This is a genomic window from Thermocrinis jamiesonii (genome assembly GCF_000702425.1).
GTDB lineage: Bacteria > Aquificota > Aquificia > Aquificales > Aquificaceae > Thermocrinis > Thermocrinis jamiesonii.
The window spans coordinates 49,889-64,142 of record NZ_JNIE01000002.1 but is presented as its reverse complement, the minus strand read 5'-3'; the positions used below and the strand labels follow the sequence as shown (position 1 = coordinate 64,142).

Annotated in this window: 15 protein-coding genes; 4 read left to right on the top strand and 11 right to left on the bottom strand. The window is 41.7% G+C overall.

All coding sequences use genetic code 11. The features are described from left to right. The first annotated feature begins 3 nt into the window (after window positions 1–3). Both dxs and ccsA read left to right on the top strand, forming a co-directional pair. On the top strand, window positions 4–1,866 hold the full coding sequence (dxs, locus tag K217_RS0100415) for a 1-deoxy-D-xylulose-5-phosphate synthase (RefSeq protein WP_029551165.1): 1,863 nt from the start codon (window positions 4–6) through the stop codon (window positions 1,864–1,866). Window positions 1,867–1,876: 10 nt separating this feature from the next. Then, window positions 1,877–2,632, top strand: a complete 756-nt coding sequence (ccsA, locus tag K217_RS0100410) for a cytochrome c biogenesis protein CcsA (protein ID WP_029551164.1) — start codon at window positions 1,877–1,879, stop codon at window positions 2,630–2,632. 38 nt (window positions 2,633–2,670) lie between these two features. On the opposite strand, the gene K217_RS0100405 is transcribed toward ccsA, so the two are convergent. The 7 genes from K217_RS0100405 to K217_RS0100375 are packed head-to-tail and all read right to left on the bottom strand — an operon-like array spanning window position 2,671 to window position 6,417. Further along, a complete protein-coding gene (locus K217_RS0100405) occupies window positions 2,671–3,180 on the bottom strand; it encodes a lytic transglycosylase domain-containing protein (RefSeq protein WP_029551163.1) in 510 nt (169 codons plus the stop codon). After that, on the bottom strand, window positions 3,161–3,628 hold the full coding sequence (locus K217_RS0100400; RefSeq protein WP_029551162.1) for a Fur family transcriptional regulator: 468 nt from the start codon (window positions 3,626–3,628) through the stop codon (window positions 3,161–3,163). Before K217_RS0100400 ends, K217_RS0100405 begins: the two co-directional genes overlap by 20 nt. Before the next feature lie 40 nt (window positions 3,629–3,668). Beyond that, the gene (locus K217_RS0100395) at window positions 3,669–4,712 is read right to left on the bottom strand and encodes a geranylgeranyl reductase family protein (protein ID WP_029551161.1); all 1,044 of its coding nucleotides are present in this window, start codon (window positions 4,710–4,712) and stop codon (window positions 3,669–3,671) included. After that, window positions 4,693–4,980 carry an HU family DNA-binding protein gene (locus K217_RS0100390; protein WP_029551160.1) on the bottom strand — a complete coding sequence of 96 codons (288 nt, stop codon included), beginning with the start codon at window positions 4,978–4,980 and terminating at the stop codon, window positions 4,693–4,695. Before K217_RS0100390 ends, K217_RS0100395 begins: the two co-directional genes overlap by 20 nt. Continuing rightward, window positions 4,977–5,405, bottom strand: coding sequence for a lipopolysaccharide transport periplasmic protein LptA (gene lptA / locus K217_RS0100385; RefSeq protein ID WP_029551159.1), 429 nt, complete (start codon window positions 5,403–5,405; stop codon window positions 4,977–4,979). The genes K217_RS0100390 and lptA overlap by 4 nt, the downstream gene beginning before the upstream one ends. Continuing rightward, window positions 5,402–5,893 carry a hypothetical protein gene (locus K217_RS0100380; RefSeq protein WP_029551158.1) on the bottom strand — a complete coding sequence of 164 codons (492 nt, stop codon included), beginning with the start codon at window positions 5,891–5,893 and terminating at the stop codon, window positions 5,402–5,404. Before K217_RS0100380 ends, lptA begins: the two co-directional genes overlap by 4 nt. After that, a complete protein-coding gene (locus K217_RS0100375) occupies window positions 5,890–6,417 on the bottom strand; it encodes a KdsC family phosphatase (RefSeq protein WP_029551157.1) in 528 nt (175 codons plus the stop codon). Before K217_RS0100375 ends, K217_RS0100380 begins: the two co-directional genes overlap by 4 nt. Before the next feature lie 385 nt (window positions 6,418–6,802). Here K217_RS0100375 and K217_RS0100365 point away from each other — a divergent pair, with 385 nt between their 5' ends. Further along, window positions 6,803–8,092 carry a succinate--CoA ligase subunit beta gene (locus K217_RS0100365; RefSeq protein WP_029551155.1) on the top strand — a complete coding sequence of 430 codons (1,290 nt, stop codon included), beginning with the start codon at window positions 6,803–6,805 and terminating at the stop codon, window positions 8,090–8,092. Between the two features lie 12 nt (window positions 8,093–8,104). Continuing rightward, window positions 8,105–9,133 (top strand): succinate--CoA ligase subunit alpha, encoded by a 1,029-nt coding sequence (locus tag K217_RS0100360; RefSeq protein ID WP_029551154.1) that lies wholly within the window; start codon window positions 8,105–8,107, stop codon window positions 9,131–9,133. A 24-nt stretch (window positions 9,134–9,157) separates the two neighbouring features. On the opposite strand, the gene sreC is transcribed toward K217_RS0100360, so the two are convergent. The 4 genes from sreC to sreA are packed head-to-tail and all read right to left on the bottom strand — an operon-like array spanning window position 9,158 to window position 14,249. Continuing rightward, entirely contained in the window at window positions 9,158–10,171 is a 1,014-nt protein-coding gene (gene sreC, locus K217_RS0100355) for a DmsC/YnfH family molybdoenzyme membrane anchor subunit (RefSeq protein ID WP_029551153.1), read from the bottom strand. 3 nt (window positions 10,172–10,174) lie between these two features. After that, a complete protein-coding gene (gene sreB, locus K217_RS0100350; protein ID WP_029551152.1) occupies window positions 10,175–10,873 on the bottom strand; it encodes a sulfur reductase subunit SreB in 699 nt (232 codons plus the stop codon). A gap of 2 nt (window positions 10,874–10,875) precedes the next feature. Beyond that, window positions 10,876–11,409 (bottom strand): Uma2 family endonuclease, encoded by a 534-nt coding sequence (locus tag K217_RS0100345; protein ID WP_029551151.1) that lies wholly within the window; start codon window positions 11,407–11,409, stop codon window positions 10,876–10,878. Further along, window positions 11,406–14,249 (bottom strand): sulfur reductase subunit SreA, encoded by a 2,844-nt coding sequence (gene sreA / locus K217_RS0100340; protein ID WP_029551150.1) that lies wholly within the window; start codon window positions 14,247–14,249, stop codon window positions 11,406–11,408. Before sreA ends, K217_RS0100345 begins: the two co-directional genes overlap by 4 nt. Window positions 14,250–14,254: the final 5 nt, after the last annotated feature.

Genomic DNA, 14,254 nt, shown 5'->3' with positions numbered 1-14,254 from the left:
TTTATGCTTTTAGAAAACTACAAAGGACCAATAGACCTCAAGTATATGACGTATGAGGAATTGGAAAAACTCGCAGAAGAAGTCAGAGACTACATAATAGAGGTAACTGCTAAAAACGGTGGGCACGTAGCCCCAGGGCTTGGAGTAGTGGAGCTAACCATAGCCTTACTTAGGGTTTTTGACCCTCCAAAGGATGTTATAGTTTGGGATATCGGGCATCAGGCCTATCCCTGGAAGATCCTCACAGACAGAAAGGACCAATTTCCCACTTTAAGACAATATGGTGGAATCTCCGGCTTTCTAAGAAGGGAGGAAAGCCCATACGATGCCTTTGGTGCAGGTCATAGCTCTACATCCATATCTGCAGGTTTGGGCTTTAGGGTAGGTAAGGATCTGCTCAAAAGGGATGGGTATGTGGTGGTAGTTATAGGTGACGGCGCTATGACCGCCGGTATGGCTTTTGAGGCTCTAAACAACGCAGGACACATAAGACCAAACAAGTTTATAGTTATACTCAACGATAACGAAATGTCCATTTCTCCCAATGTGGGAGCTATATCAACCTATCTTAGCAAGATCATAAGTGGACACTTTGTGCAAGAAACCCGTCAGAAAGTGAAAAAAATAGCCGAGCATCTTGGCAGTCCCGCAAAAAGATTGGTAAAGCTCACAGAAGAGTTCTTAAAGGGTATAATCTCCCCTGGGATAATATTTGAAGAACTAGGCTTTAACTACATAGGTCCTGTAAACGGACACGACCTGCCAGCATTGGAAACAACCCTGAAGAACGTAAAAGATATAGAGGGTCCAGTTCTTCTTCATGTATACACAAAGAAGGGTAAAGGGTATAAACCAGCGGAAAACGACCCAGTTACTTGGCACGGTGTAGCACCTTACAAAAGAGAATCTGGAGAGTTTATAAAAAAGCCTTCTCCTCCCACTTGGACTTCGGTTTTTGGTAAAGCTATAGTAGAACTTGCAGAAAGGGATGAGAAGATAGTGGTAATAACGCCTGCCATGAAGGAAGGCTCAGGCCTTGTGGAGTTTGCCAAGAGGTTTCCAGAAAGGTTCTTTGACGTGGGCATTGCAGAACAGCATGCATGCACCTTTGCAGGTGGTTTGGCAGCAGAGGGACTAAAACCCGTAGCTTGCTACTACTCTACCTTTTTGCAGAGAGCATACGACCAAGTCATACATGATATAGCCCTTCAAAAGCTTCATGTGGTTTTTGCCATAGATAGAGGAGGACTTGTGGGAGAGGATGGGCCAACCCATCACGGAGTTTTTGACCTCTCTTACTTGAGAATTGTGCCAAACATGATAGTCTGCGCACCAAAGGATGAGCAAGAGCTGGTTGATTTGCTATACACTGGACTAAACCAAACCCTTCCCTTTGCCCTTAGATATCCGAGAGGTCCAGCTTACGGCGTGCAGGTGGAAGAACCGAAAAACATACCCATAGGCTCTTGGGAGGAGCTCTTAGACGGAGAAGATGGTGTTATCCTTGCGGTGGGCTATCCAGTGTATCAGGCACTAAGAGCGGCAGAAGAACTCAGAAAGGAAGGCATAAAAATGGGAGTGGTGAATGCAAGGTTTGTAAAGCCCATGGATGAGTCTATGCTTTTGGACCTTTGCTTAAGGTATGATTTGTTTATAACCGTAGAGGACAACACCATAGTCGGGGGGTTTGGTTCTGGCGTTCTGGAATTTCTTTCACAAAAGAGAATACTTAAAAGGGTAATCATGCTCGGAGTTCCAGATAGGTTTGTAGAGCACGGAAATCAGAATCTTCTGCGGAATTTAGTAGGAATAGATGCGGAAGGTATAGCAAGAAGTATAAGGCAAGCTTTGAAGAAGGTGTCTTAAACTTTTAATTATGCTCTTTTTAGCTTTATTCCTTTACCTTGTTTCCTCTTTTTTTGGTATTTACAATCTTATAACCTCAAAGTTTCATAGATTTTTAGCCAATGGCTTTATGGGCTTAGCCCTAATTTGTTATTTCATATACTTTGCCCTTAGATACTTAGATCAAAATACCTTTCCCTTTGGTGATATCTATGGCTTTTTTTCCCTGCTTGGCAACCTTTTAGTCTTAGCCTTTATTCTCCTATCATACAAATACAGCAAGCTACTTTACTTTAGCTATATGGTAGCTTTTATAGGGTTTCTTTCCACACTCTTTGCTTTGCCCTCTTCTCCTTCTCCATACAAAAGCACTCTTTATGGTTTACACCTTTTATCCGCATCTTTGAGTTATCTCTTTGCTTTTCTGGGTGGTATGTCCTCTTCTCTTAAGCTGCTAATAGAAAGAAGATTAAAGACCCATACCCTTTTTCAAGCTTATGTTCCTTTAAACAGCTTGATAACAGCAGAGAGATTATTTACAAATTTAACCTTTTTAGGTTTTACTATAACCTTAGTATTTGGCAGTTTTTGGACACGCTCCCAATTTGGAAAGCATTGGATAGATGACCCAAAACTTTTGATAACCCTTCTTCTTTGGATTTACTATGCTATACTTTCTCACTTGAACTTACTCAAAAAGCTCAAGCCCAAAAGGTTTTCAGAGGGGGTTATGATAGGAACTCTTTTATCTATTATTAATCTCCTCTTTGTTAGGCATAGCATATAAATGCAGTTTTTTAACAATCTTTATTATAAGTTATCTTTCTAAAACCTACTGGTTTGTTTTACATTCATCAAAACACGTTTTACGTAATCCCAATTGTCTGCGTTCAAACCGTTGTATGCCTTTATAGCCATAACCCAATTACCAAACCTTTTGTAATTCTCATACAGAATTCTCGTCCCGATTTCTATATTTATGGCCGGATCATACAGTTGGTCTGGATCTGTAATACCGTATTCTTTCATTAAAGCTAAGTTGTGTTGATAATTTACCTGCATAAGTCCCCGATCTTCTGTCCCGTCTTTGTTTTTGTTGTATGCCCTTGGGTTAAAACCGCTCTCTGCTTGGATGATCGCTCTTATAATTTCCTTTGGTACGCCATACCTCAAGGAAGCCCTTTCTATTAAAGCGTCTATGTCCGTGGTGCTGTTTTTCTTATTAAGGAAATTGTTTAGGATTACCTCGAAGCTGTGATTTTCTGTGTTGTTTTCTCTTTGGATGTGCTCAGGTCTTGTGGTTTTTAGCCAAAGGCTATCCCACTCTATTTTCACGGGAATTACCTCTGCACTCGTTACATATACCAAATATCTCAAGCCTATGGTTTATGGGAGTAAAATCATATTCCTTACAAACCTCATCCTGCAGAACTTCAATATCCTCTTTGTAAAATTCTATAATCTTTCCACAGTTTATGCATATTAAGTGCTCGTGATGCTGTTTTCCTACAACAAACTCATAAATCGTTCTGTTGTTCAGTTTGATGACTTCCCTTATGGCACCAAATTCTTGTAAAAGCTTTACCGTTCTGTATATAGTGGATCGAGAAGCTATATTTTTATTTTGGGAAGAAATCCACTTAACCAAATCCTCTATCTCAAAATGTGCCCCATAGCTTGCTATCATATCAATTATGTCAAACCTTGGTTTCGTTATCTTATTCCCCTTGCTCTTTAAAAACCTCTCAAAATTCTTCTTAAGTTCGTCTAAGCTTACCTCCATTCCCTAAAATATATATCAAATGAATCTCATTTTCAATAAATTAGTCTTCCCAGTATTCTTTGAAAGCTATCCATGTTTTTCGGATCCTCTCTTCCAAATTGTTCCACTCTTTCATATACTTTTTTCTTTTTAAACTTGCCCTTCTTAAAGTTTCTCCGAATATGTCCTCTGCATACTCTGCAAAATCTTCCAATCTATTGCCCAAAATAGCTTCTGCACACATATTTCCAGACAGAACCGCATTAGCTATGCCTCCACCTGTTATAGGATGACAAAAACCTCCCGCATCACCAACCAGCATGACCCTCCCTCTAACCACGTCCAAAAGACCCTCTGCAGGTATCCATCCCCCAGTCCTTCTTAAAACCCTATTTTCAATAAAACCGCTCTGAACAAGCTCATCGACGAACACCTTTAGAACCTCCATAACATTAACACCAAAGGAAGGATCTATGCCTACTCCTACATTTGCAAGTGCGCCCTTTGGAAAGATCCAACCATAGCCAGCGGGTATATAATCCCTAAAAAAGATAAGCAGGTCCTCGGTAGGATGTTTCAGCGGTGCAGTTATTTGTGCTGTGGTTAAAAAGTGTTTGGTGTGGTTTCCCGAAAGCTTTGCAGTCTTTGAACGAGGCCCGTCCGCTCCAACCAAAAGGTCAAACTCAACCAAAATCTTTTCTCTACTGTCTATATTTTCTAAAACCGCCACCCTGCCTTCAAAATCAACCAACTTAGTCCTTAGCATATAATTAGCACCACTTTCTAAAGCCAGCAGGTGTATTTTGTAGTCAAAGTTTTCCCTGTTTAGAACAAAGCCCGGAGAGTCCATAGATATAACTTCTCCCCAAGGCGTGAAGTGAATCATTTTATTAACCTTTTGAGCTATAACCATTTCATCAAAGAACTCACCAAATCTGTGATAAAGCTGTATGGGAACAAACTCTGCACACTGCACGGGAGAGCCTATAACCCTTTTGAAATCCACCACCAGGACCTTTGCACCACTTCTTGCCAGTCTGTATGCGGTAGTGGAACCAGCAGGGCCACCCCCTACTATAAGCACCTCACACTTGATCCTTTTCATTGATCATCTCTATCAACTTTTTAGAAGGTTTAAATCTAACCGTATATCTTTCACCAACAAACATCTCAACACCGTTCTTAGGATTTTTAACAAAAGTTCCTTTTAGTTTTTTTAGCTTTAGAACACCAAAATTCCTCAGCTCTATCCTCTTTTCTTCTATAAGCACTTCTATAATACTATCAAGAATACATTCCAATAGTTCTTTTACTTTGGTTGTATCCAAGTTTAGCTCCTTGGAAATCTTTTTGATCAATTGACTTTTATTCATTTCTTTTCCTCTACGTAGAATGTTCTTACTTTTTTGCCTTTACCTATAGCTACTGCTCTGTCCTCCGCTCTGTAGTAGATGATCTCATCAGCTTCTACAAAATTAGGTCCCTCCTCAACCTTTGCATTTCCTACCAACCTAATTATTTCCTTTTTAAAGTCGTAATAAGCTCTATCAGCCCTTGCAGTTCTTTTTCCATCTTGATAAAAGACCTTACCTTCAGCTTCTGCAAAATGGGCTTTTTTGTTTTCGTCCAGGTGTATTATTACTTTGTCTGCGGTAAGCGTTTCTTTAGCCTTCGTTATCCTGACATTACCAGTGTATATTATCACGTTTTTTTCGTAGGTTATGGTGTCTGCCTCGCCAAGGATGGGTTGAGAATAAGCCAAAATAAACGTTAGTAATAAGACAATAGGAGCTTTCATTGCGCTGTCACTTTAGCATTCTTAATTATAACCCTTAAAGGTTTAACTTGAATGTGCCATCCATTACCTTCTATCGTATAAGCTCTATCCTTCAAAACAATCTCCCCGTCTCCGTATGCTATTCCTTCCCTTAGCTTTACCTCTGCCCTTTGGGTGCTCATTGTTCCTTCTTTTGTATGTAGTAATACATTCCCTTCAACAAATCCTTCACCTGAGATCCTGTCTATTACAGCCTTTTCCGCAGTTAATGTAGCGTCATCGGACTGGAACTTAACTTGCTCTATGGATAGCAAGGTGTTCTCAATCTTTGCCCTGCGACCTTCCACATACCACTCTACCCCATTTTTACCAAAGACCTTAACGCTTATTCCTTCCAAAATACCTATTTCTCCACTTTTGGAAGGTATGTGCTGATAGTCTTTTATCCAAAGATTTGCCAGATAGGACAAAAAAATTAAAGTAAGGGAGAGCAAAACAATTTTTATCAAGCGAAATCCTCCAGTAGTTTTTTAAGCTCTCCTCTCACACTTAATATTAACTCTGCTATTTCTCTAACTGCCCCCTCTCCACCTTTCTTTTTTGATACGTAAAGCGCATACCTTTTTACCAACTCTGGCGCATCCTTTACAGTAGCTGGAAAACCAACTGCTTTTAAAACGGGAATATCCAAATAATCGTCGCCTACAAACCCTACCTCTTTTGGCTTTAAGCCCTTTCTTTGCAACACTTCTTCCAACACCTTAAGCTTATCGTTTCTTCCCACATGCACCTCGCTTATACCCAATTCTTCCAACCTTCTTACAAGAGCTTTGGATGACCTTCCGGATATAACTCCAACTTCAATACCTGCCTTCTGAAGCAGTTTTATCCCAACCCCATCTCTCACATCAAACACTTTGATCTCTTCCCCATTTTCTGTATAGTAAAGCTTTCCATCCGTTAGCACTCCATCCACGTCAAGAAACAGCAGTTTTAAGTCTTTCAAAATACCTGAAAGTTTTTTAATTTTCATCTGAGGTATATTTTAAATTCATATGGAAGTGAAGCTATAAAGTTACTCCTGTTATTATTTTTTTATACGTTTGGTAAGAAATTAGTAAAGCGTTAAGTTGCCTTATTAGAAATCTTTTTAATTATCCATCCCTTAAGCAAGAAAAGATTTTTTCTTGGAGGGCAGACGTGTAAGGCTGAGGCTGTTCGAAAAATGCCACTTTAGGAAAGTTATGGTATAAAAAATCCTTATGAGAAGAAGCAAGTTACCTTTACCAAACACAAATAAGAACTGTTCAAGCTCACGTAAGGTATTCGGTGGATTTTTCGAACAGCCTCGGCTAACATAGACAGAGCGGGCAAATAATTGTATAATTTTTATCATACCTTTTTCTCGGAGGTAAGGCATGAACCTTTACGAATACGAAGCCTACGAAAAGATATTTAAAAAGTATGGAATTCCCACCCCACGCTACGTATTCACAGACCACATAAACGACCAAGTGGTAGAGTTTATAAACCAATTGGGGGAATGTGTGGTAAAGTCCCAAGTTCTGGTGGGTAAAAGGGGAAAAGCTGGTGCGGTAAAGCTCTGCAAAACACCGCAGGATGGAATAGAGACAGTGGAAGCCCTTTTGAAGTATCCAGTCTACGGGGAAATGCCCGTGGGGGTAATAGTTGCAGAAAAGGCAAACATACTAAAAGAGCTGTATGCATCAATAACCTACTCTACCGAAGTTAGAGCGCCAGTCTTAACTTTGAGCTTGGAAGGGGGAATGGACATAGAAGAAGTTCCGCAGGAAAAGGTTAAAAGCTGGGTCATAGACCCAATAAAGGGCCTATATCCACACATGGTAAGGAACTATCTTTTAGAGCTTGGTTTTCCACAAGAGTTTATGGGTGTTTTAAGAGAGCTTTCTGAGGTAATAACAAATATGTGGAGAGCTTTTTGGGAAGTAGAAGCAAGGCTGTTGGAAATAAATCCATTGGCTATATGTGATGTGGGAGGAAAGCAAAAAGTCTTGGCTTTGGATGCAGTGGTTATAATAGATGACGATGCGTCTGTGCCACCTGCAAAAATATACGGCTTAAGAACCGCACTAAAAAGACCTCCAACCGAAAGGGAAATAGAGGCGTCTCTCATAGACAGAGATGACCACAGAGGAAAGGCGGGCTCTTATGTAGAAATGGATGGAGACATTGCTATGATGACCTTTGGGGGTGGAGGCTCTACTGTTACCATAGAAACAACCTATGCGGTAGGTCTAAGACCCGCTAACTTTACAGACATTGGAGGGAATCCTCCCGCAGAAAAAATGTATAAAATCACCAGGATAATCCTCTCTAAACCCGGCATTAGGGGAGTATTGGTTTGCGGTGGAACTGCAAATAACACGAGGATAGACGTTACTTTGGGTGAAGGTGTAGCAAATGCTATAAGGGACCTTTACAAAGAAGGAAAGCTCAATCCAGATTGGATCTGGGTTGTTAGAAGGAACGGTCCGGAGGCGGAGAAAGGACTGAGAATGTTATACGAAGCTTTTAAAGAATGCGGTGTAAAGGGAGAGATCTACGATTCTACCTTGCCCTTGACAGAAGCACCCATAAGACTAAAGGAGCTTTTGGAAAAGTGCCAAGCTTCCTCTAAGGAAGAGAGGGCTTTAACCGAAGAGCAAGCAAGCGATTTAGGTATTTAAGGAGGTAATAGTATGAGTTGGACCAAAGGAACAGTTTATCTGAACGACAAAAGCAGAATACTGGTGATGGGTATAACCGGTAGGGAAGCTTCGCAGGTAGTTACCGAATCGGAAGCTCTTTATCCCGGCTTTGTTGTTGCAGGTGTAACTCCCGGAAAGGGAGGTTCTCAGGTAGCAGGCAAGCCAGTTTATAACACGGTGAAGGAAGCTTTGGAAAACCATCCGGAGATAAACACAGGCCTTGTTTATGTCCCTCCAACTTCCGTCAAAGATGCGGTAATAGAATTGGTAGATGCTGGAATAAAGCTTATATACATAGTCACAGAGCACGTGCCCATAAGGGATACGGTTTATTTTTATCATTATGCCAAAGAAAGAGGTGTGATCATAGTTGGTCCCACATCCTTGGGTTGCATTGTTCCAAGCATTCCCGCAAGAATAGGTGCCATAGGTGGAAAGAACCCATCCATAGCTTACGCACCCGGTGGATTGGTAATACTGTCAAAGTCTGGTGGGCTTACCACCACAACCGCAGAGATGTTTAAGAGGAGAGGCTGGGGTGTTTATATGGCTTTGGCTCTTGGTGGAGATGTTATCTCCTGCACTACCTTTGCAGATGTTTTGGAAAGGATAGCGGACGACCAAAACGTAAAGGGAGTAATCATCCAAGGAGAGGTAGGAGGCTCTTACGAAGAAAAGGCTGCAGAAACTATACTGAGGTTATACAAGGAAGGAAGATGGAATAAGCCTGTCGCTGCTTTTGTCGCAGGTAGATTTCAAGAAAACTTGGAAGGTGTGTCTTTTGGACATGCGGGTGCCATAGTAGAAAGAGGGAAGGGTAAGGCTACGGACAAGATAAGAATGTTTAACGAGGTTGGAAAGGAAACGGGATTAGTAAAAGTTGCGGAATTTTACCACGATTTGGTCCATTGTATAGAAGAGCTTGGTGTTCCAAGGGACTTTGAAGATACCACTCCCGGCGGTAAAGTAAAACCACTCTATACCACCATAGACGAAGAGACTTGTAAGTTTATAGGTTAAGAGGGGGCCAACGGCCCCCAATTTTTATCTGTAAGAGATCTTTGTTCTTTTTCTTTCCATAAAGCCTTTTCTGAGGGTATAGCCTTCCTTAGGATAAAGACCGTAGAAAAGGTTTTGCACATGATTTCCTTCCACAAAAAAGGACCACCTTTCTAGAAAACTTCCCACTACCAAAGACAGGAAGGCAAACTTTACAAAGTTGTAGTTTATATTCCCAGATATCCACGCATAGAGTAAAAGGAAAAGGGGCACCACAAAGGTGAGGATGTAAGCTATGGGTAAGACGCTGGGGAGAAGCTCCTTTCCTTTTTTGTAGTAAAATTCCTTTGTGCAGTAGTTTTCGGTGGTGGTGCCTGTATCCAAAACTCTTATTGGTCTGTTGTGGGGAAGGTTCAGTGCTTCGTTTATGGTTGGTCTGTCTAAGTAAAATTGTCTGATGTTGAACGCAAGCCTAAATGCAAGTCCCAAAGAAAGAAACAGCACCGCAAGGAACAAAAAGGTGCCCACAAATTCTTTTCTGTAAAAATAGGTCAAGGACAGGAAGGCAGAAGAACCAAGCATTAAATACATGTTCAGATAGTAAAGCACTGTTAAAGAGGTATTCCACTCTGGAACAAACCTGTTGGATGCGTATATCATTGCGGTGGAATAAGCACTTAACCATCCAAGAATGAAGGTTATCACACCAAATAGGTGATACCAAAAGCCTGTTTGATCAAAGAATCTAAGCACAGTAAATATAAAGAGTGTGAATCCGTAGGTTCCGCTAAAGACTGCTTCCCGAGAAAGCCAAGAGGTTCTGAACCTCTTTATTGCTTTCCATGCCCTTAGTTTGTGTCCAAGGTGAAAGCTTGCTCCTATGGCTCCAAGTCCAATAAGAATCAGAGATATTATGTTTGAGATAAGGACCATGTGTTTTGGAAGGCCAGTCTGCTTTCCAAAAAGCGTGAGAAACTCCATAAAGTAAGTAAAGGTAAAAAGACCTATGGACGTTCCTGCGGTAAGGAAGAAAAAGATCAGAGATAGGGCTGGATGCATCTTTTAACCTCCTTTGTAGTGTCTTCTTAGCACTTCAAGGAACATAGGATTTTCGGGCTTTAACAGGTGTTCATCTATGTGAATTTTAGTTTCCGTTCTTGGCAGGTAATGATTAGCTGGATTGGTTCCCATGTCTGGAAACAATACAAAGCCATTCCTTTCTTTGATCATTTTGTAAGCTTCGCTGTTGGGGTCTTCTATATCACCAAAGAACCTTGCCTTTGCGGGACAAGTCAAAACGCATGCGGGTTTTCTGTGCTCTGGTGGTAGTGATTCATCGTATATTCTGTCTATACAAAGGGTGCATTTTTTCATCACTTTATCCGCTTCGTCAAACTCTCTACAGCCGTAGGGACAAGCCCAAGAGCAGAGCTTACATCCTATGCAGTCATCGTAATTTACCAGCACTATACCATCCTGTTCCCTCTTATAACTTGCACCGGTGGGGCATACAGGCACACAGGGCGCATTCTGACAGTGAAGACAGGATTTGGGAAGATGGAAAACCTGAGTGTCTGGAAACTCTCCCACTTCATAAGTCATTATCCTGTTATACCATACCCCTTCGGGATTTCTTCCATACGGATCAAAGTCCGAAAGGGGTCCAAAAGACGCCTGTGTGTTCCATTCTTTGCAGTTTGTAGCACAAGCATGACAGCCCACACAGGTGTTTAGGTCTATCACCAAAGCATACTGTGGCATGATCAAACCTCCTCAAAGAGTTCCTTAAGGTCTATTTCTAAGCCAAGAAGCTCGGACCTGACTTTTCCATCTTTTTTAGCCTGAGAAGTGAGTTTAAACCCTTCCTCTGAGTTTGAGTATATTTCAAAGGTTTTTCTTTTTGGATCCACTATCCAGTATTCCTTTACACCTACCCTTTCATAAACATCTTTTTTCTCCGTAAGGTCATAATAGGCAGTGGAAGGAGAAAGAATCTCCACCACCACATCGGGCGCTCCAAATATGCCCCTTTCTTCTACCTTTGCTTTGCTGTCTTTTAAAACTACCACTAAATCTGGCTGATAAGCATTCTCTTCGTCAAGATAAACATCTATGGGAGACAGAATAACTTGGGCGTCTTTTAGTCTTGTCCTAAGGATGATAAAAAGGTTTCCTAAGGTATTTTGATGACTATATCCTGGTGCAGGGCTCATAACAAGTTCTCCCTCAATTAGTTGATAAGGTGCCCCTTCTGGGAGTTCCATGTAGTCTTTTACTGTTTTCTTTGTTCCTATCATGGTTTATACCTTAAAACCTCTACCCATCTTTCCTTTATATAATCTAATGGTTCTATTTCAAACTGTGGATAAGTTTCTGGCGTTTGATCCTCTGCTTTATAGACCTTTACCTTTGTGTCAAACCACGCCAAGTGTCCAGTTATTGGGTCTCCATAATAGATCTCCCTTCCTCCAATGTTGATGCTGTGAGGTATCACATGGTTCAGCAGAAAGCCTTGATGACCTTCTTCTGCCTCTGGCTTTAAACCCCAAGCACCTTTCATTTTACCTATGGCGTTCCAGGTCCAAACTGAATTGGGTTCTGTGGTGTTTGTTAGGAATACTTGACACTTAACCTTTCCTATTCTTGACTCAACCCATACCCAATCTAAGTGTTTTATACCGAGTTTTTCTGCGGTCTTTGGATTCATGTAAAGGTAATTTCTTGTGGATATCTGTCTTAACCATGCATTTTGAGAGTCCCAAGAGTGATACATCCACTGGGGCCTTTGGGTAAAGGCATAAAGTGGATAGTCTTTTCCGGAAACTTCTTCTTCAAAGGGCGGATACCAGAAAGGAAGGGGATCAAAGTATTTAATAAGTCTTTCTCTGAGGATTGGGTCGTTCGGTGGTTGATTTTTACCTTCCCAAAGTCCCTGACCTGCAAGTCTAAAGGTTTGAAGGGATTCAAGGTAAAAGTTAAACACTATTGGGGCTACCTTCTTTAGGAAACCAACACCAACCGCCCATTCCTGGTAGTCCTTATTTACGTGTCTGTAATATCTCATGTTGTCCGGAAGTTTGTAGTAGAAAAATCCCTTGTTTTTGATGTACATTTCCAATTGCTTAGGGTTGGGCTCTCCTACAAAGTGTTTGTCTCCGTTTTTACCCCTCCATCCCGCAAGGGCACCCACACCCGGTCTTATCTGCCAATTTATAAGAAAATCCTTAAAGTCCTTGTATTTTCTTGAACCGTCTGGATTTACAAAGCCGGGAAGTTTCAGCCTTGAGCCAAGTTCTACCATTATATCCCCCCAACCCATCACATCGTAGCCGTTTTGTTTGGGATCTACGATGGGGTGTCTCAGCGCATCTACTGGACCATCTACTGCAGAAGGTGGTCTGTCAAGCAAAGACAACGCAAACCACTGCTCAAGGTATGTAGCATCTGGCAAGACTAAATCCGAATAAGCAACCTGTTCGCTGTAGAAAGCATCTATGGTAATGATCTTTGGTATTATGTAGTTGCCCGCAGGGTCTGTGGCAGTCAGGGCTTCTATGATGTAAGGAATGTTCTGGGACGAGTTCCAAGCCATGTTTGCCATGTAGATCATCAAAACTTCTATTCCGTAAGGGTTTTGCTGATAGGCTGCAGGGATCACGTTTTGAATTAGTCCGTGAGCTGTCATTGGGAACCACCAGCTGTAAGCCCAGTCTATTCTTACTGGGTTTCCTTTTTCATCCACCAAGAGATCGTCCGGGTTTTGAACATAACCAAGGTGAGGTCCAGGATAGATTTCTCCGTACTTTATCTCGTCTGGCCTTGTAATCTTGTAAGGTTTGGGAAGATCTTCTATGTGTTTTGGATAGGGGGGCTTATTGAGAAATCCTCCGGGCACATCCACCACGCCCAACATCATCATAAGCAAGAAAACAGCCCTTGCGGTCTGAAAGCCATTGCTGTGGGAAGCTATACCCCTCATAATGTGGAAGGATACTGGCCTTCCAACAACCTTTTTGTGCTTTCTTCCCCAAACGTCGGTCCATTCAATGGGAAGTTCTATAGGATGATACAACGCTATTGTGCCCATCTCTTTGGCTATACGCTCTATGTCCTTTGCAGGAATGCCTGTTATCTTTTCCACCTTTTCTGGCGAATAATCTTTTACAAGTCTTTCTGCGAATATGTCAAAGGCTGGTCTTACAGTATATCCCTCTGGTGTTTTGAACTCTCCGATGAAAGCTGGATCCAAATCGTCTGGCACTATCCTATCCGCAGGCTTAAAGCTCTGACTTTTCTTGTCAAAAACCATAGGTTTTCCTTCTTGGTTTCTGTAAAAGAGTCCATCCTTTGAGGTTCCTGGTGCTTGAATTACAAGCCAGCTTGCGTTGGTGTATTCTTTAAGAAACTCCCAATTCACCAAGTTATACTTAAACAGCACGTGCATTAAACCAAGGAAAAATGCTCCATCTGTGCCAGGTTTTATTGGGATCCACTCGTCTGCTATCGCACCATAGCCCCATCTTACAGGATTGACGACTACAAATTTCCCACCCTTGCGCTTCATCTCCTGAATGCCAAGCTTAAACGGATTGGAAGAGTGGTCTTCTGCCACACCCACGAGCATAAAGTATTTAGTGTTTTCAAAATCTGCTTCTCCAAATTCCCAAAAGGAACCACCTATGGAGTAAAGACCTGCGGCGGCGATATTTACAGAGCAAAATCCACCGTGAGCTGCCCAATTTACAGTTCCCAACTGGCTTGCAAACCAGCTGTTTATCTGTTGCATTTGATCCCTTCCGGTAAAGAAGGCTATCTTGTATGGTCCTTTTTTACGAGCTTCCTCTAACCACTGCACTGCTATTTGCAGCGCCTCTTCCCACTCTATTTCCTTGAACTTACCAGAACCTCTTGGACCTACCCTAAGCAGAGGCTTTCTGAGCCTTGCAGGACTGTATTCTTTCATAATACCAGAAGAACCTTTTGCACACAAAACACCTTTGTTAGTAGGATGCGCATCGTTCCCCTTTATGTAAGTAACTTTGTTGTTTCTGATATATACCTCTATCCCACACCTGCAGGCACACATATAACAAGTGCTGTACGCTTTTCTGTCATAAAAGCTTCCACCTACATCCATGGGAA

Bases quoted from the DNA above. Each gene is read 5' to 3' on its own strand.
- lptA (WP_029551159.1), bottom strand. From the start codon at position 5,405: ATGAAAGCTCCTATTGTCTTATTACTAACGTTTATTTTGGCTTATTCT.
- K217_RS0100365 (WP_029551155.1), top strand. From the start codon at position 6,803: ATGAACCTTTACGAATACGAAGCCTACGAAAAGATATTTAAAAAGTAT.
- sreB (WP_029551152.1), bottom strand. From the start codon at position 10,873: ATGCCACAGTATGCTTTGGTGATAGACCTAAACACCTGTGTGGGCTGT.
- sreC (WP_029551153.1), bottom strand. From the start codon at position 10,171: ATGCATCCAGCCCTATCTCTGATCTTTTTCTTCCTTACCGCAGGAACG.
- K217_RS0100360 (WP_029551154.1), top strand. From the start codon at position 8,105: ATGAGTTGGACCAAAGGAACAGTTTATCTGAACGACAAAAGCAGAATA.
- sreA (WP_029551150.1), bottom strand. From the start codon at position 14,249: ATGGATGTAGGTGGAAGCTTTTATGACAGAAAAGCGTACAGCACTTGT.
- K217_RS0100345 (WP_029551151.1), bottom strand. From the start codon at position 11,409: ATGATAGGAACAAAGAAAACAGTAAAAGACTACATGGAACTCCCAGAA.
- K217_RS0100395 (WP_029551161.1), bottom strand. From the start codon at position 4,712: ATGAAAAGGATCAAGTGTGAGGTGCTTATAGTAGGGGGTGGCCCTGCT.
- K217_RS0100400 (WP_029551162.1), bottom strand. From the start codon at position 3,628: ATGGAGGTAAGCTTAGACGAACTTAAGAAGAATTTTGAGAGGTTTTTA.
- ccsA (WP_029551164.1), top strand. From the start codon at position 1,877: ATGCTCTTTTTAGCTTTATTCCTTTACCTTGTTTCCTCTTTTTTTGGT.
- dxs (WP_029551165.1), top strand. From the start codon at position 4: ATGCTTTTAGAAAACTACAAAGGACCAATAGACCTCAAGTATATGACG.
- K217_RS0100375 (WP_029551157.1), bottom strand. From the start codon at position 6,417: ATGAAAATTAAAAAACTTTCAGGTATTTTGAAAGACTTAAAACTGCTG.
- K217_RS0100390 (WP_029551160.1), bottom strand. From the start codon at position 4,980: ATGAATAAAAGTCAATTGATCAAAAAGATTTCCAAGGAGCTAAACTTG.